The organism is Streptomyces sp. V1I1, from assembly GCF_030817355.1.
In the GTDB taxonomy this organism is placed as follows: domain Bacteria; phylum Actinomycetota; class Actinomycetes; order Streptomycetales; family Streptomycetaceae; genus Streptomyces.
Genome location: NZ_JAUSZH010000001.1, coordinates 846,076 through 861,654 on the forward strand (window position 1 = coordinate 846,076; position 15,579 = coordinate 861,654).

At 71.2% G+C, this 15,579-nt stretch carries 16 protein-coding genes; 7 read left to right on the top strand and 9 right to left on the bottom strand.

The features are described from left to right. Positions 1–8: 8 nt before the first annotated feature. Entirely contained in the window at positions 9–401 is a 393-nt protein-coding gene (gene trxA, locus QFZ67_RS04200; protein WP_307659729.1) for a thioredoxin, read from the top strand. A gap of 103 nt (positions 402–504) precedes the next feature. Here trxA and QFZ67_RS04205 read toward each other — a convergent pair whose 3' ends face one another. The 3 genes from QFZ67_RS04205 to QFZ67_RS04215 form a co-directional block, all read right to left on the bottom strand. After that, the gene (locus QFZ67_RS04205) at positions 505–1,689 is read right to left on the bottom strand and encodes a thiolase family protein (RefSeq protein WP_307659730.1); all 1,185 of its coding nucleotides are present in this window, start codon (positions 1,687–1,689) and stop codon (positions 505–507) included. Between the two features lie 153 nt (positions 1,690–1,842). Continuing rightward, complete coding sequence (locus QFZ67_RS04210) at positions 1,843–2,112, bottom strand: hypothetical protein (protein WP_307659731.1); 270 nt, start codon at positions 2,110–2,112, stop codon at positions 1,843–1,845. A 121-nt stretch (positions 2,113–2,233) separates the two neighbouring features. Further along, the gene (locus QFZ67_RS04215) at positions 2,234–3,256 is read right to left on the bottom strand and encodes a LacI family DNA-binding transcriptional regulator (RefSeq protein WP_307659732.1); all 1,023 of its coding nucleotides are present in this window, start codon (positions 3,254–3,256) and stop codon (positions 2,234–2,236) included. Positions 3,257–3,344: 88 nt separating this feature from the next. Here QFZ67_RS04215 and QFZ67_RS04220 point away from each other — a divergent pair, with 88 nt between their 5' ends. Then, positions 3,345–3,824, top strand: coding sequence for a type II toxin-antitoxin system PemK/MazF family toxin (locus tag QFZ67_RS04220; RefSeq protein WP_307659733.1), 480 nt, complete (start codon positions 3,345–3,347; stop codon positions 3,822–3,824). Here QFZ67_RS04220 and QFZ67_RS04225 read toward each other — a convergent pair. Then, positions 3,809–4,660 carry a TIGR02452 family protein gene (locus tag QFZ67_RS04225; protein WP_307659734.1) on the bottom strand — a complete coding sequence of 284 codons (852 nt, stop codon included), beginning with the start codon at positions 4,658–4,660 and terminating at the stop codon, positions 3,809–3,811. The genes QFZ67_RS04220 and QFZ67_RS04225 overlap by 16 nt on opposite strands. A gap of 137 nt (positions 4,661–4,797) precedes the next feature. Here QFZ67_RS04225 and egtA point away from each other — a divergent pair, with 137 nt between their 5' ends. The 4 genes from egtA (at position 4,798) to egtD (ending at position 9,158) form a co-directional block, all read left to right on the top strand. Continuing rightward, positions 4,798–6,072, top strand: coding sequence for an ergothioneine biosynthesis glutamate--cysteine ligase EgtA (egtA, locus tag QFZ67_RS04230; protein WP_307659735.1), 1,275 nt, complete (start codon positions 4,798–4,800; stop codon positions 6,070–6,072). Beyond that, positions 6,069–7,379 (top strand): ergothioneine biosynthesis protein EgtB, encoded by a 1,311-nt coding sequence (gene egtB / locus QFZ67_RS04235; RefSeq protein WP_307659736.1) that lies wholly within the window; start codon positions 6,069–6,071, stop codon positions 7,377–7,379. The genes egtA and egtB overlap by 4 nt, the downstream gene beginning before the upstream one ends. A gap of 64 nt (positions 7,380–7,443) precedes the next feature. Continuing rightward, positions 7,444–8,199: an ergothioneine biosynthesis protein EgtC gene (egtC, locus tag QFZ67_RS04240; protein ID WP_307659737.1), complete on the top strand. Its 756-nt coding sequence runs from the start codon at positions 7,444–7,446 to the stop codon at positions 8,197–8,199. Beyond that, positions 8,196–9,158 (top strand): L-histidine N(alpha)-methyltransferase, encoded by a 963-nt coding sequence (gene egtD, locus QFZ67_RS04245; protein WP_307659738.1) that lies wholly within the window; start codon positions 8,196–8,198, stop codon positions 9,156–9,158. The genes egtC and egtD overlap by 4 nt, the downstream gene beginning before the upstream one ends. Here the strand turns inward: egtD and QFZ67_RS04250 are convergent. From QFZ67_RS04250 to QFZ67_RS04265, 4 genes are all read right to left on the bottom strand, one after another. Beyond that, entirely contained in the window at positions 9,053–9,922 is an 870-nt protein-coding gene (locus QFZ67_RS04250; protein WP_307659739.1) for a 1-acyl-sn-glycerol-3-phosphate acyltransferase, read from the bottom strand. The genes egtD and QFZ67_RS04250 overlap by 106 nt on opposite strands. Further along, positions 9,919–10,752, bottom strand: a complete 834-nt coding sequence (locus QFZ67_RS04255; protein WP_307659740.1) for a GNAT family N-acyltransferase — start codon at positions 10,750–10,752, stop codon at positions 9,919–9,921. The genes QFZ67_RS04250 and QFZ67_RS04255 overlap by 4 nt, the downstream gene beginning before the upstream one ends. A 178-nt stretch (positions 10,753–10,930) precedes the next feature. After that, positions 10,931–12,190, bottom strand: coding sequence for an extracellular solute-binding protein (locus tag QFZ67_RS04260; RefSeq protein WP_307659741.1), 1,260 nt, complete (start codon positions 12,188–12,190; stop codon positions 10,931–10,933). Between the two features lie 182 nt (positions 12,191–12,372). After that, the gene (locus QFZ67_RS04265; RefSeq protein ID WP_307659742.1) at positions 12,373–13,005 is read right to left on the bottom strand and encodes a LysR family transcriptional regulator; all 633 of its coding nucleotides are present in this window, start codon (positions 13,003–13,005) and stop codon (positions 12,373–12,375) included. 261 nt (positions 13,006–13,266) lie between these two features. On the opposite strand from QFZ67_RS04265, the gene hemC reads away from it, so the two are divergent. Next, positions 13,267–14,202, top strand: coding sequence for a hydroxymethylbilane synthase (gene hemC / locus QFZ67_RS04270; RefSeq protein WP_307659743.1), 936 nt, complete (start codon positions 13,267–13,269; stop codon positions 14,200–14,202). A 27-nt stretch (positions 14,203–14,229) separates the two neighbouring features. Here hemC and clpX read toward each other — a convergent pair whose 3' ends face one another. Then, positions 14,230–15,528, bottom strand: coding sequence for an ATP-dependent Clp protease ATP-binding subunit ClpX (gene clpX / locus QFZ67_RS04275; RefSeq protein ID WP_307659744.1), 1,299 nt, complete (start codon positions 15,526–15,528; stop codon positions 14,230–14,232). Between the last annotated feature and the right edge of the window lie 51 nt (positions 15,529–15,579).

Consider the following 15,579-nt stretch of genomic DNA (forward strand, 5'->3'; position numbering starts at 1 on the left):
AGCACGTCATGAGCACTGTTGAGCTCACCAAGGAAAACTTCGATCAGGTTGTCACCGACAACGACTTCATCCTGATCGACTTCTGGGCTTCCTGGTGCGGTCCGTGCCGGCAGTTCGCCCCGGTCTACGAGGGTGCCGCGGAGCGCCACCCCGACCTGGTCTTCGCGAAGGTCGACACGGAAGCTCAGCAGGAACTCGCTGCCGCGTTCGAGATCCGCTCCATCCCCACGCTGATGATCGTCCGTGACAATGTCGCGGTCTTCGCCCAGCCCGGCGCGCTGCCCGAGGCCGCCCTGGAGGACGTGATCGGTCAGGCGCGCGCGCTGGACATGGACGAGGTCCGCAAGTCGATCGAGGACGCGCAGGGCGCGGCCCAGGCGGAGGCGGCGGCGGAGGCCTGACGCGCACGGCCAAGGCGTGACACGGACGACCAAGGCCTGACGCGGGCAACCGAGGCCTGACGCGGGCGACCGAGGCCTGACGCAGGCTCGAAGGCTGTCCGGCTCAGCGCTCCAGGACCAGGGCGATGCCTTGGCCCACACCGATACAGAGGGCGGCGACGCCGGTTCCCGAACCGGCCGCCGCCAGCTGGTGAGCGACCGAGCCGGCCAGCCTGGCCCCCGACGCGCCGAGCGGGTGGCCGATCGCGATGGCGCCGCCGCGCGGGTTGACCAGGGACGGGTCCAGATCCGGCCATTCGGCGAGACAGCCGAGCGACTGGGCGGCAAAGGCCTCGTTCAGCTCAAAGGTGGTCAGGTCCGCGAAGGTCCTGCCCGCCTTGGTGAGCGCCCGCCGCACCGCCTCCACCGGACCGAGGCCGAAGAGCTGCGGCTCGATGCCGGTGACGGCGGAGGCGCGGATGCGGGCGAGGGGCTCGCGGCCCGTCGCCCGCAGCCCTTCCTCGTCGACGAGGAGGAGCGCCGCCGCCCCGTCGTTGAGCGGTGAGGAGCTGCCAGCCGTCACTGTGCCGTCCTTGCGGAACGACGGCTTCAGCTTGGCGAGCGCCTCCATGGACGTCGAGTCGCGGATGCATTCGTCGCGCGGCAGCTCCACGCGCTCGTACGCGACGACCTCACCGTCGTACAGCCCTTTGCCCCAGGCCTCGGCGGCCTTCTGGTGGCTGGCGAGGGCGAATGCGTCCTGCTGCTCGCGGGTGATGTCGTGCTTCTCGGCGATGAGTTCGGCGCTCTCGCCGAGCTGGATGGTCCACTGTGCGGGCATGCGCGGGTTCGTCATACGCCAGCCCAGCGTCGTCGAGTAGAGCTGCTGGTGGCCCGCGGGGAAGGCCCGTTCGGGCTTCTGCAGCACCCAGGGTGCGCGGGACATCGACTCGACGCCGCCCGCGATCACGATCGACGCGTCGCCCAGTGCGATGGCGCGGGCCGCCTGGATGACTGCCTCAAGTCCCGAGCCGCACAGGCGGTTGACGGTGACGCCCGGGACGGTGACGGGCAGGCCGGCGAGAAGGACGGCCATGCGGGCGACGTCGCGGTTGTCCTCGCCCGCGCCGTTGGCGTCACCGAGCACGACGTCGTCGATACGGGACGGGTCGAGCTCCGGGGCACGGTCCACGAGCGCTTTGACGACGTGCGCGGCGAGGTCGTCGGGACGTACGGAGGAGAGCGCGCCTCCGAACTTGCCGATCGGGGTGCGGACGGCGTCGACGATGTAGACGTCGCGGATGCTCATCAAAACTCTCCCAGGCTTGGCCGTGCGCACAGCGTTGTTCTCTTGGTGAACCAACGTTCACCATTGGCCCAGCCCGAGTCTCTGCCGGGCGTCGTCCCATGTCAACGGCCACTGTCGACGGCCCGGAGAGGCGCCCATGTGGAGAAGTCGCCGTCAGCGGTCTGCCACGTCGACGACCCGCACGGAGAGTCCGTAGTCCAGCTCCGACCCGTCGACGAGCAGCGCCTCGACCGTGCGCGTCGCAGGGTCGATGTCAGCCACCACACCCTCACCCTCATAGCGCGGATAGCCGGAGGAGCCGTGCCGACCCGTGGCCTCCACGACGGCGGAGCGGATGGCGCTCTTGGCCAGGGAAGCGGCATCGCGGCCCTCGACATGCTCGGGCACCACCAGGATCTCGAAGCGCTGCGGGTCAGTACTCATGCAAGTGACGCTAGACACGCACCGCCCGGCGCGCATGTCGTCACTGCGGCGACCTGGGGCCGCATGCCGACTTCACGCCACTTCACGCCAGACCGGGGCCGCCGGGCTGAGGCGCCCCGGGTCAGCTGGACTCGCGGTGGAGAGCCCGCGCCCCCATCAGGCCGTGCCGCTCCGGCTCGGCACCCGGGTCGCGTACGACGCGGTCGACGAGTTCGGCCAGCCGCTGACCGGTCGCCATGTCGATCCGCACGGTGCTGAGCCGGGGCCGCAGCAGTCTGCCGAGCAGCAGATTGTCGGCGCCCACCACGGCGGTCTCGCCCGGGACTTGGATGCCCGCGTCCTGGAGAGCGCGCATGAGCAACATGGCGTACTCGTCGTTGTACGCGTAGACCGCGTCGAGGCCGAACTTGCGCCAGCGGGCGGCGAGCTGGGCCGCCGACTCCTCGTCGTACGACAGGGGAAGCGGCTCGATCCGGGCGCCGGTGCCCGCCGCGGCCCGCCGGGCGCCCTCCAGGCGGGGGTCGGAGAAGAGCTCCAGGCCCGGCTCCTGCGGCATGACCACGCCGATGGCGCGCCGGCCGCGCCCGAGCAGGTGGGTCACCGCGCAGCTGCCGATCTCGCTCTGGTCCATGACGAGGGAGTGCGCGCCCTGGACGCGGTGCGGGCCGAGGGTTATGACGGCTTTCGCGCCGGAGCGCTTGAGGACGTCGACGCCGTGCGGGGTGAGCGCGACCTCGCCGAGCGAGACGACCGCGACGGGACGCAGCTCCGCCCAGGCGCGGGCGGCCTCGTCGCCGTCGAGACCGAGGCTGCCGTACTGCACGACGGTGTAGTCGAGCCGGCGCAGCGCCCACTGGAGCTCGTTGAAGAAGCGGCTGTAGAGCGGGCCGACCGGGACGTGGGCGGTGGGCAGCAGCACCATCCGGGTGTGCCCGGCGCGCAGACTGCGGGCCGCGGCGTGGGGCACATAGCCGAGTTCCTCGGCGGCCTCGCGGACGCGCCTGCGGGTGGGCTCGCTGATCCGTACGGCCGAGGTGTTGTTGAGCACGTACGAGACGGTGGCTCGGGAGACTCCGGCCAGCCGGGCGACGTCGGCGCTGGTCGGAACGGGGCGTTCTGCGGATTGCTTGGGTGTCTGACTCATCGCCCTGGGCATCTTTCCAGACCAGTTCCGCACGGGGTTCTGGAGGATGGCCTGAAACGAGTGCTGGACAGTGTCCTACCGTGAGGCGGTGACAGTCTTCCCCCGTGCATCCGGTGCACCAGACGCCTACGACGGCCCCTCCGACCTGCCCGGCAGTAGCGGCCCCGCGGCCACTACCGAGGCCGATCCTGTCGAGGTGGGCCCGGTCCGCACCTCGTACGCCCCGGACAGCGACGGCGATCCCGATCCCGGCGAGATCGTCTGGACGTGGGTGCCGTTCGAGGAGAACGACGGGCGGGGCAAGGACCGTCCGGTCCTGGTGGTGGCCCGCGAGGAGGCCGGCACGCTGCTCGCCGTGCAGCTCTCCAGCAAGCGCCACGACCGGGACCGCGAGTGGGTGCCGATCGGCGTCGGGCCGTGGGACCGGGCCGGACGCGAATCTTGGGTCGACCTCGACCGGGTGCTGCGGGTGCACGAGGACGGCATGCGCCGCGAGGCCTGCGCGCTCGACCGGCCCCGCTTCGACGTGGTCGTGCGGCGGCTTCAGGAACGCTACGGCTGGAGCTGACCGAACGGCTTGAGCCGGCCCGCGAAGGTCCGCCGGAAGGCCCCCAGCGTGGCCGCCCCGGCCGTGCGGTCGAGGACCGCGAAGACGACCTGCTCGAAGTGGCCCACGAACCGGCCACCGTCGGTGAGCAGTGCGTGGAAGGCGCCCGCGACCGCCGCGGGGTCGTTGCGGAAGACCCCGCAGCCCCAGGCCCCCAGCACGAGGCGCCGGTAGCCGCGCTCGGCCGCCGTCTCCAGGACCCGCTCGGCGCGGACGGCGATGGCGGCCGGGATGCGGTGCGCCTCGTCGGGGGTGCGGCTGGTGATCACCCCGGCGTTCGGCGCGGGCGAGGTCAGGAATCCCACGGTGTACGGAGCGTCCAGGAGCCGTCCGCGGTCGTCGCGGAAGACCGGGACGCCGGGCGAGTGGATCACCCGATCGGTGTAGAACGGACTGCGGTCTGCGCGGTGGTGGTCGTAGAACTCGGGGGCGCGCAGCAGCGTGGCGTACAGCGCCGAGGCCCGGCAGAGCGCCTCTTCCTGGGCCTGTGCGCCGTTCAGATAGCCGCCGCCGGGGTTGCGTGCCGATGCGAAATTCAGGACGGCGACCGGTGCCGCGTCCGCGGAGGTGAGCCGGCGGGCGGCTTCCGTGCTGCTCTCGCCCGTGACCTCGAAGGACGTCGTACGGTCCGTGTCCGCGGTGACCTCCACCGCCTCGGGTCCGTACATCCTCGTGCCCACCAGCGCGGCGGCCAGCTCCCGCCCGATCTCCACCTTCCGACCGTCGAATGCCAGGTAATGGCCCGTTTCGACGATGTCTTCGGTCTGCTTCGCGATCCCCCGCAGTCGTGCACTCATGCCGGACATCGTCCTGATCGGCCGGGGCCACGGCAATCGATTTCCTTACGTCCCGCGGACATCACAAGCACTCTTGTGCGAACCAGCGGGCGTGGCTTTAGGTTGGCAGAGTGCCTTCGCGACTGGAGGAGCAGATCATGCACCCACCCGATGCCGACGACTTCGGCCGGCCGATCGACCTGGATGAAGCGGAGGACCTGCTTCGATGTATTTGCTTCAAGAACGGCCCGCCCCGCACCGTCGGCGTGGAGGTCGAATGGCTCATTCATGAGCTGGAGCGGCCCGAGCGCCCCGTCCCCGCCGACCGCATCGCCGCAGCCCACGACCAGGTACGTTCGCTACAACTGAAATCGGCCCTCACTTTCGAGCCAGGCGGCCAGCTGGAGCTCAGCTCCCTCCCCGCCGCCTCCCTGATGGAGTGCATCGACTCCACCGCCGCCGATCTGGACGCCGTACGATCCGCGCTCCGCCCGGCAGGCCTCACTCTCACCGGACTCGGCCTCGACCCCTGGCATCCGCCGCGCCGACTGCTCCACGAACCCCGCTACGACGCCATGGAGGCGTATCTGGACCGGACGGGTCCGGCCGGCCGCGCCATGATGTGCACCTCAGCCTCCACCCAGGTGTGCCTCGACGCGGGCGAGGAGGAGCCGGGACCCCTCGGGTACGGCAGACGCTGGCAGCTCGCGCATCTTCTGGGCGCCGTGCTGATGGCGGCGTTCGCCAACTCGCCTGCACAGCAAGGGCGTTACACCGGCTGGCGGTCGACCCGGCAGGCCGTGTGGGCCGCGCTCGACGACCTACGGCCCGTGGCGCCGCCGCTGGACCAGGAGCCGCGCTCCGCCTGGACCGCCCATGCGCTGGACGCCCCGGTGATGTGCGTCCGGACGGCCGAGGGGTCGTGGGAGCTGCCCGACGGCCTCACCTTCCGCCAGTGGCTGCGCTCGGGGAATCTGCGCCGGCCGACCCGGGAGGACCTCGACTACCACCTGACCACCCTCTTTCCGCCCGTAAGGCCGCGTGGCCATCTCGAACTGCGCATGATCGACGCCCAGTCCGGCGAGGACGGCTGGCTGGTGCCGCTCGCCGTCACCACCGCCCTGTTCGACGACGCCGAGGCGGCGGAGACGGTCTATCGCACCGTCAAACCGCTGGCTGAGTACGCCGGTTCGCTGCCGGCGCCGCGCAATCCGCTCTGGGTCAACGCCGCCCGGCACGGGCTGGCCGATCCCGAGCTGCACGCGTCGGCCGTGACCTGTTTCGCCGTCGCCCTGGAAGCACTCCCCCGCATCGGCGCGTCCGACGCCGTGCTGGGGGCCGTCGCCGCATTCAATGAGCGCCATGTCCTGCGGGGCCGATGTCCCGCCGACGATCTGCGCATCTCCTCCCTCGGGAAGGAACTGAGCACATGACCGAAGACCTCCGGCGCCGCGCCCTCGATGCGCTGACCGCCGCCCGAGCCCGTACGGCCACGCTCACCTCGTGCGTCGACGACCATGAACTGACCGCCCAGCACTCTCCGCTGATGTCCCCGCTGGTCTGGGACCTGGCCCACATAGGCAACCAGGAGGAGCAGTGGCTGTGGCGCACCGTCGCCGGGCGTGAGGCGCTGCGGCCCGAGATCGACTCCGTCTACGACGCCTTCGAGCATCCGCGTGCCCTGCGGCCAACGCTGCCGCTGCTCGCCCCTGCCGAGGCACGCGTGTACGCATCCGACGTACGGGGCCGGGTCCTCGACGTCCTCGACCGCACCCCGTTGGAGGGCGGGCCGCTGGTCGACGCCGCCTTCGCCTTCGGGATGATCGCCCAGCACGAACAGCAGCACGACGAGACGATGCTCATCACCCACCAGCTGCGCAAGGGCCCGGCCGCGCTCACCGCGCCCGAGCCGCCGGGCGGCAGCGCGCGGGGCCTGCCTGCCGAGGTCCTGGTGCCGGGCGGCCCGTTCACCATGGGCACATCGACCGAGCCGTGGGCGCTGGACAACGAACGGCCCTCGCACCAGCGTGTCGTGCCGCCGTTCTTCATCGACACGGTGCCGGTGACCTGCGGCGCGTACCAGGCCTTCATCGAGGACGGCGGCTATACGGACCCCCGCTGGTGGGCGGCCGATGGCTGGGACCAGATCCGACAGCACGACATCGGCGCACCGCTGTTCTGGCGGCGCGAGGGCGGGCAGTGGCTGCGCCGCCGCTTCGGGGTGACCGAGCCGGTGCCCGCCGACGAGCCGGTGCTGCATGTGAGCTGGTACGAAGCCGATGCGTACGCCCGCTGGGCGGGGCGGCGGCTGCCCACCGAGGCCGAGTGGGAGAAGGCCGCCCGCCACGATCCCGACTCGGGCCGCTCCCGCCGCTTCCCGTGGGGCGACGAGGATCCGGCGCCGGCACACGCCAACCTCGGCCAGCGCCATCTGCGGCCCGCCCCGGTGGGCAGCTATCCGGAGGGTGAATCGGCGCTCGGCGTACGGCAGTTGATCGGCGATGTGTGGGAGTGGACGTCGAGCGACTTCCTGCCCTACCCGGGGTTCGCCGCCTTCCCCTACCGGGAGTACTCCGAGGTGTTCTTCGGCAGTGCGCACAAGGTGCTGCGCGGCGGTTCGTTCGCCGTCGACGCGGTGGCCTGCCGTGGCACGTTCCGCAACTGGGACCTGCCGGTGCGCCGGCAGATCTTCGCCGGGTTCCGCACGGCGCGGGACGCGGCTCCCGGGGAGGCGTCGTGAGCGCGCGGACGGCGCTCCGCGCGCCGCTGCCGGGACGCCTGCTCTGCCGAGGGGGCGAGCGCTGATGTGCCGCCATATCGCCTTCCTCGGACCCGAACTGCCGCTCGGGCAACTGCTGGTCGAGCCCGCCCACGGCCTGTTCCGGCAGTCCTGGGCGCCTCGTCACCAGCGGTACGGAACCGTCAACGCCGACGGATTCGGCGTCGGCTGGTACGCCGAGGGGGATCCGGTGCCCGCCAGATACCGGCGGTCGGGCCCCATCTGGGCGGATCTCTCCTTCACCGATCTCGCCCGGGTGGTCCGCAGCGGGGCCGTGCTCGCGGCCGTCCGCGACGCCACCGTGGCCGGCGCGGACGGTGAGGCGGCGGCCGCACCATACGCCGCCGGGCCCTGGCTGTTCAGCCACAACGGTGCGATCAGGGGCTGGCCCGCCACACTGGCTCCGCTCGCGCTGTCGCTGCCCGCCGCCGAACTGCTGTCGCTGGAGGCGCGCTGCGACTCCGCGCTGCTGTGGGCGCTGGTGCTGCACCGGCTGCGCGACGGCGACGAGATGGGCCAGGCGCTGGCCGACACGGTCCGCGAGGCCGCCGAGGCGGCGCCGGGATCCCGGCTCAATCTGCTCCTCACCGACGGCGAGACGATCGCGGCGACGGCGTGGGGCGACACCCTCTGGTATCTCGCCGAGCCCGGCCGCCGCACGGTCGTGGCCTCCGAGCCGTACGACGACGATCCCCACTGGCGCGAGGTTCCCGACCACACCCTGCTGGCCGCGACCCGCACCGATGTCCTGCTGACCCCGCTCAAGGAGCCCACTGCGTGAGCCCGTTCCTGCTGACCCGCACCCTGCCCGAGGACGCCACGGATGCCGCTCTGCGCGCCGATGTGCTGCACGGGCTGACCCGTACGCCCAAGGAACTGCCGCCCAAGTGGTTCTACGACGCCCTGGGCAGCGAACTCTTCGAGGAGATCACCCGGCTGCCCGAGTACTACCCGACCCGTGCCGAGCGGGAGATCCTCGTCGCCCGCGCTCCCGAGATCGCCGCCGCGACCGGTGCACGCACCCTGGTGGAGCTGGGCTCGGGATCCTCTGAGAAGACCCGGCATCTGCTGGACGCACTGCCCGCGCTGGACAGCTATGTGCCGGTCGATGTGAGCGAGAGCGCGCTGACCGGCGCGGCCGAGGGGCTGCTCGCCGAGCGTCCAGGGCTGAATGTCCACGCTCTGATCGCCGACTTCACCCGCGGTCTCGCGCTGCCCGGCACGCCGGGACCGCGGCTGGTCGCGTTCCTCGGCGGCACCATCGGCAATCTGCTGCCCGCCGAGCGCGCGGTGTTCCTGCGTTCCGTGCGGTCGCTGCTGGACCCCGGCGACGCGCTGCTGCTGGGGACGGATCTGGTGAAGGACGAGGAGGTCCTGGTCAGGGCGTACGACGACGCGTCGGGGGTGACGGCCGCGTTCAACAAGAACGTGCTGTCCGTCATCGCCCGGGAGCTGGGCGCGGACGTCGACCCCGGCGACTTCGATCATGTGGCTGTTTGGGACCGGGAGCAGGAGTGGATCGAGATGCGGCTGCGGGCGCGCTCCGCGCTGACCGTGAAGATCCCCGAGCTGGATCTGGCGGTGTCCTTCGAAGCGGGCGAGGAGATGCGTACGGAGGTGTCGGCGAAGTTCCGTCAGAAGGGTGTGCGCAGGGAACTGGCGGCTGCTGAACTCGAGTTGACGAAGTGGTGGACGGACACGGAGGGCAGATTCGCACTGTCCCTCTCGACGGCCAGCTGAGCGGCGCGGGCCAGTGAGCGGCGGTCGGGGTGGCTCCCCGCGGGGATGGGCGGCAGCAGCCGGACCTCCGCGGTGAGCCCGCCGGCCGCCACGACCCGCCACAGGGACGCGGTCAGCGGGTCCTCCCCGACGAACGCGGCCGCTCCGGTGGGCAGATAGTTGATTCGTACGGGCTGGACGGCGGCGTCGGCGTCCAGCGCGGCCTGGAAGACGGCGTGCCGGAAGCGGCCCTGGGCGCGGCCGCACCAGGTGGAGCCCTCGGGGAAGGCTATGACGCGGGCGCCGCTGCCCAGCGCGGACGCCATCTCGCGGACGGTGGCGGGCAGCGTACGGAGCCGGTCGCGCTCCAGGAAGAGGGTGCCGCCCCGGGCGGCGAGCGGCCCGAGCACCGGCCAGCGCCGGATCTCGCTCTTGGCCAGCATCCGTCCGGGCAGGGCCGCCGCGATCAGCGGTATGTCCAGCCAGGAGATGTGGTTGGCGACGACGAGGGACCCCCGGGGGCCGTACGGCCGGCCGACGACCCGTATGCGTACGCCGAAGGCGCGTACCACCGCACGCGCCCAGCAGCGGGTCATGGCGTCCCGCACCCGGGTCCCGAGGAGGACGCCGAGCAGCACGGCCACCGGCGCGAAGAGCAGACCCGCGAGCACGGCAAGCGTCCCGGCCAGCAGCCGGGCGGCGGCCGTGAACGCGCCGGCCGCCGGTCCGTGGTGTGTCGCGCAGCCCCCCGGGGTGCAGGGCGCGCTGGGCAGCCAGACGCTCATCGCACGGGGGCGAGGGAGAGGAAGTGCCGCAGGTAGCGGGGGTTGGTGCGGCGCAGTGAGAGCAGCACGTACAGGTCCGCGACGCCGAAGTCGGGGTCGTGGGCGGGCGCGCCGCACACCCAGGCGCCGAGCCGCAGATAGCCGCGGAGCAGGGCGGGCAGCTCGGTGCGGCCTTCGGAGCGGGTGACGGAGTCGGGGTTCCAGAGCTTGTGGGGGGTGACCCAGTACTCCTCGGGGGCGAGGTTCTTGGCCTTCACGGTGTCCCAGGTGGCGGCCGCGAGGGTGCCGCCGTCCGCGAGCGGGATGGAGCAGCAGCCGGCCAGCCAGGTGTGGCCGGTGCGGGTCATGTAGCGGGCGAGCCCGGCCCAGATGAGGGCGATGACGGCGCCGTTGCGGTGCAGCGGGTGGACGCAGGAGCGGCCGACCTCGACGAGGTCGTCGCGGATCGGTGCCAGACGGGTGAGGTCGAACTCGGTCTCGGAGTAGAGCCGGCCTGCCACCTTGGCGCGCTCGGGCGGCAGCACCCGGTAGGTGCCGACGACCTCGCCGGTCTCCGCCTCGCGCACGAGGATGTGGTCGCAGTACGCGTCGAAGGCGTCGATGTCCAGACCCGGCTCCGGGCCCTCGAGCCTGGCGCCCATCTCACCGGCGAACACCTGGTGGCGCAGGCGCTGCGCGGCCCGTACGTCGTCCTGGTCCCGGGCGAGGGAGACGACGTAGCGGGGCTGGTCGCCCTCGGCGAGCGGCGTGAGGGCGGGCGCGGGCGCCGAGAACTGCGCGGGGAGGGAAGCGGCGACTGGGGCGGGGACGACGGTTGGCGATGCGGGCATGACGCTCTCCTGTGCCGGACGGTAGGGGGCGGACCGCGGGTGCGGCGGCCCGGCTCCTTACTTCTTCCGTGGTCGGCTGGATTCGACATGACCGCCCGGCGGAGAGTGGATGTGCGAAGGCTGAATGCCGGGGAATGCGTGCCGTGACAGAGCACGGAGGGTAGCGAGAGGGGACGGCTCAGTGAGGCGCGAGGGCCTCGGTGATGCGCGCGGATGCGATCCGCGCCGCGCGCCTGGGCTCCTTGCCCTGCAGAACGGCCGTCATATAGGGCTTGATCGGGTTGTCGGCCTCGACATCGGCCCACTGCGGCGAGTTGGGCGTCGCCCTGCCCCGCGCGGCGCCGGCGGCCATCGCCGCGGTGCTCTCCTCGCCCTCGATGACGCCCGCGAGGGTCGTCTTGTTGGGTACGTAGTGCATGGTGCGGGCGAGGTCGGTCTGCCACTTCTCGCCCGCCAGCGCCTTGACGACCTCGATCGCGGCGGTCCGCTCGCGCGCCTTCTCGGGCACGATCAGATCGGAGCCGCCGGTGAAGACGGCGCCGGGCGCGGCGGCCGTCTTGCCCGGTACGGCGAAGAAGCCGAGCTTGCCCTGGAGATCGGGGTTGTTCTTCTCGATGAGGGTCGCGGAGCTGGGCACCGCGATCATCTGGGCGACATTGCCTCTGGCGAAGACTTCGGCCTGCGGCGGGGTCTCCTCGTCCGCGTTCTTGGGCCCGCTGCCGTGCGCCTGGAGCTTCTTGTAGAACGCCATGCCGCGCAGCGCCGCCGGGGTGTCCAGCGCCCCCTGCCATTCGCCGCCCTGGTCGACGGCGAGATCCCCGCCCTCGTCCCAGATGAAGCCGGCGAGGGTGTACCAGTCCTGGCCGGAGAGGTAGATGCCCTGTGTGCCGCCGCGGTTGAGTCTTTCGGAGTCTTTGAGCCACTGGGCGCGGGTTCTGGGGGGTTGTGTGATCCCGGCGTCGGCGAAGAGGTCCTTGTTGTAGATGACGACGCGGTTGGCCGCGTACCAGGGAATGCCGTACTGCGAGCCGTTGATGCTGCCCGGTTCGGCGAGTCCTGGCAGCCATTCCTCGTTGCCGAGGTCCCGCACGGATTCGAGGGTGAGGTCCCGCAGTGCGTCGCTCTCGGCGTACTGGGCGACCTGGGTGTTGCCCACCTCGATGACGTCCGGCGTCTTCTCGCTCTCCAGCGCGGCGGTGACCTTTTTGCCGATGCCGGTCCACTCCTGGAAGGTGAACTCCAGTCGTATGGAGGGGTTGTCCTTCTCGTAGGCGGTGGTGAAGCGTTTCAGGAAGTCGTCGGAGACGCTGTCCTTCATCAGCCAGATCCGGACGGTGCGGGTCTCGGGCCCGCCGAGGACGCCGCAGCCGCTGAGCGTGAGCGCGGACACGAGTACGACTGACAGGATGACGGACAGGTTGTGAGAGCGCTTCTTCACGGAGGTCACCTTCGGCGTGGGAGCACGGGAGTGTGAGCCCGACGTGGGGGGAAGCGCGCTCCGCGCTCGCACGGGTGTGACGGAGTTTGGTCTGTACCAAAGGACCGGTCAAGCCCCGGAAGGTGTGGCGGGGTCCGGCCGCGGGGCGGACGCGCACCTGGCGTCCGCCCCTTGAAGCGTGATCACTGGCCGGGGACGGTGTCGGCGAGGCCGTTGCCAGGGGCGTAGTGCACCCAGTCGCGGTCGGCGAGCGCCGCGAGCGCCACCCGGCCGGCCTCGTCGGTGGCGGCCGGGTCGCCGTCGGCGACGACGACCACGAACTCCTCCGTTCCCAGCTCCCGTACGGGACCGCCCCACGAGCCCGGCGCGGGCCCGACAGCGAGGTCGGCACGGCCCGCGGTCATCGCGTCGACGAGGGCGTCGGTGTGGGCGAACTCCAGCAGCCGGATACGAACGCCGGGGTGCTGCTCACGCCAGGCGCGCAGGACCGGCGGCAGCACGCCGAGCGTGACGGAGTACACCGCGGCCACCTGGATCTCACCGCCGTCGAGGCCGACGGCACGGCGGGCGGCGGTACGGGCCCGCTCGGCGTCGGCGAGTGCGGCGCGGGCGTGCGGCAGCATGGCACGGCCCGTCGGCGTCAGCCGGACGGCGCGTGGCAGGCGTTCGAGCAGGGGGCCGCCCGCATCCCGTTCCAGTGCGCGGACCTGGTGGAACAGGGCGGGCTGGGAGACGTGCAGAAGCTCGGCCGCCCGGGTGAAGGAGCCGGTGTCGACGACGGCGACCAGGTATTCGAGCTGCCGGAGTGTTGCCATGACCAAGGGCTATGGCAGCGATGGAAGGCAAGCCCTGGACGTATGAGTGGCGGGCGCTGAGCGCCTGGCCGACGAGGACGCCAATCGCCGTGCCCGCACCGCGCGGCCAGACGTCTTCGACCACCTGGTCCCACGGCCGTGGCCGCCCCGCCCGGAATCCCGCACACCCGCCCGAATGGCCCAACCTCCTTGCCGCACCGCCGAGATGGGCGTCGGGTCCGGTGGAGGGAGTTGCGAGTCCGAGCCTCTATGGTGGATGCCATGTCCACCCCTGAGCTGATCCGCATCGTCTCCCGCGACTCGCCCATGGCGCTCGCCCAGGTGGAGCGCGTGCGCACCGAACTGGCCGCGCTTCACCCCGGCATCCGCACTGAGGTCGTCCCGGTCAAGACGACCGGGGACAAGTGGATGGGCGACCTCTCCCTGGTCGAGGGGAAGGGCGCGTTCACCAAGGAGGTGGACGCCGCCCTGCTGGCCGGCGAGGCGGACCTCGCCGTGCACTGCGTCAAGGACGTGCCCGCCGACCGGCCGCTGCCCGCCGGCACGGTCTTCGCCGCCTTTCTCAAACGCGACGACATCCGCGACGCCCTCATCCATCCCGCGGGGCTCACTCTCGACGAGCTCCCGGCAGGGACGCGGATCGGCACATCCTCCGTACGCCGCAGGGCCCAGCTCGCCGCCTCCCACCCGCAGCTCGAGTGCGTACCGATGCGCGGCAACGCCAACCGCCGCCTGGACAAGCTCGCCCACAGCGAGGCCGACGCGCTGCTGCTGGCCGTTTCCGGCCTCGAGCGCATCGGCCGCACGGATGTGATCGCCGAGGTCCTCGCGCCCGAGGTGATGTGTCCGCCGATCGGCGCGGGCATCCTGGCCCTCCAGTGCCGCGAGGGCGACACCGACGTGATCGACGTCGTCAGCGGCCTCGGTGACCCCGACGCCCACCGCGAGGCCACGGCGGAACGTATGTTCCTGCACGTTCTCCAGGGTCACTGCAACAGCCCGATCGCCGGTTACGCCAAGTCCGAGCGCAGCGGCGATCTCTCCCTGCGCGCCTGCGTGTTCACTCCCGACGGCAAGACGGTCCTCAACGCGCACGAATGGGCCGGCCCTCTCGACCCGGCCACCCTCGGCACCTCCGTCGCCGTCACCCTCCTCCGCCAGGGCGCACGAGACTTGATCGACTCCATCGCGCACTGACACACCGAGGCCGGACACGGCCCGGCCTCAGGCGGACTTCTCCCGGCGCTCCCCCGCCCCACCCGGCTGCTCACGCGGCACCAGGGTCGGGTTGACGTTGTCGAGCACGGTGTCGCGGTCGACCACGACGCGGGCCACGTCGTCCCGGCTCGGCACCTCGTACATCACATTGAGCAGAACCTCTTCGAGGACCGCGCGGGCCGCCCGGGCACCGGTACGGCGGAGCAGGGCCTGTTCAGCGATCGCGCCGACAGCCTCGTCCGTGAACTCCAGCTCGACGCCGTCGAGTTCGAAGAGCTTCTGGTACTGCTTGATCAGCGCGTTGCGCGGCTCGGTGAGGATCCGCGTCAGCGCCGTATGGTCGAGCGGCCGGACGGTCGACACCATCGGAAGCCGGCCGACGAACTCCGGGATCAGCCCGAACTTCAGCAGGTCCTCGGGCATCACCTCGGCGAAGGCGTCCCGGTCCGCCCGCTCCTGAGCGTTGGGGATCGCGGCCGCGAACCCGATGCCCTTGCGCGCGGCCCGCTGCTCGATGATCCGCTCAAGACCGGCGAACGCTCCGCCGACGATGAACAGCACATTGCCCGTGTCGATCTGGATGAACTCCTGGTGCGGGTCTTTGCGTCCGCCCTGCGGCGGGACTGAGGCCGTCGTGCCCTCCAGCATCTTCAGCAGCGCCTGCTGAACGCCTTCGCCGGAGACGTCCCGGGTGACCGACGGGTTCTCGCTCTTGCGGGCGACCTTGTCAATCTCGTCGATGTAGATGATGCCGGTCTCGGCCTTCGCGACGTCGTAGTCAGCCGCCTGGATCAGCTTCAGCAGGATGGTCTCGACGTCCTCGCCGACGTAGCCGGCCTCGGTGAGCGCGGTTGCGTCGACGATCGCGAACGGTACGTCGAGCATCCGGGCGAGCGTTTGAACGAGGTAGGTCTTGCCGCAGCCGGTCGGGCCGATCAGCAGGATGTTGGACTTGCCGAGTTCGACCGGCTCTTCCTGCGCGAGGTGCCGCGACTTGGCGCCGCCTTCGGACCGGATGCGTTTGTAGTGGTTGTAGACCGCCACCGAGAGCGTCTTCTTGGCGCTCTCCTGCCCGATGACGTACTGCTCGAGGAACTCGAAGATCTCGCGCGGCCTGGGCAGTTCCTCCCACCCCACCTGAGAGGGCTCGCTCGGCTCGTCGTCGATGAGCTCATTGCAGAGCCCGACGCACTCGTCGCAGATGCACAACCGGTCCGGGCCCGCGATGAGTCTGTTGACCTGCTTCTGGCTCTTCCCGCAGAACGTGCACGCCAGCAAGGAGCCGCCGTCACCGATGCGTGTCACTCGGAAGCGTCCCCTCGCTGGTTACGAGTTGCAATGTCCGGATCATATGAC

What these genes read in the sequence shown, in the direction of transcription:
- QFZ67_RS04265 (WP_307659742.1), bottom strand. Translation starts at nt 13,005, where the DNA reads ATGGCAACACTCCGGCAGCTCGAATACCTGGTCGCCGTCGTCGACACC.
- hemC (WP_307659743.1), top strand. Translation starts at nt 13,267, where the DNA reads ATGTCCACCCCTGAGCTGATCCGCATCGTCTCCCGCGACTCGCCCATG.
- egtC (WP_307659737.1), top strand. Translation starts at nt 7,444, where the DNA reads ATGTGCCGCCATATCGCCTTCCTCGGACCCGAACTGCCGCTCGGGCAA.
- egtB (WP_307659736.1), top strand. Translation starts at nt 6,069, where the DNA reads ATGACCGAAGACCTCCGGCGCCGCGCCCTCGATGCGCTGACCGCCGCC.
- QFZ67_RS04215 (WP_307659732.1), bottom strand. Translation starts at nt 3,256, where the DNA reads ATGAGTCAGACACCCAAGCAATCCGCAGAACGCCCCGTTCCGACCAGC.
- QFZ67_RS04210 (WP_307659731.1), bottom strand. Translation starts at nt 2,112, where the DNA reads ATGAGTACTGACCCGCAGCGCTTCGAGATCCTGGTGGTGCCCGAGCAT.
- QFZ67_RS04250 (WP_307659739.1), bottom strand. Translation starts at nt 9,922, where the DNA reads ATGAGCGTCTGGCTGCCCAGCGCGCCCTGCACCCCGGGGGGCTGCGCG.
- QFZ67_RS04205 (WP_307659730.1), bottom strand. Translation starts at nt 1,689, where the DNA reads ATGAGCATCCGCGACGTCTACATCGTCGACGCCGTCCGCACCCCGATC.
- QFZ67_RS04255 (WP_307659740.1), bottom strand. Translation starts at nt 10,752, where the DNA reads ATGCCCGCATCGCCAACCGTCGTCCCCGCCCCAGTCGCCGCTTCCCTC.
- QFZ67_RS04225 (WP_307659734.1), bottom strand. Translation starts at nt 4,660, where the DNA reads ATGAGTGCACGACTGCGGGGGATCGCGAAGCAGACCGAAGACATCGTC.
- egtA (WP_307659735.1), top strand. Translation starts at nt 4,798, where the DNA reads ATGCACCCACCCGATGCCGACGACTTCGGCCGGCCGATCGACCTGGAT.
- trxA (WP_307659729.1), top strand. Translation starts at nt 9, where the DNA reads ATGAGCACTGTTGAGCTCACCAAGGAAAACTTCGATCAGGTTGTCACC.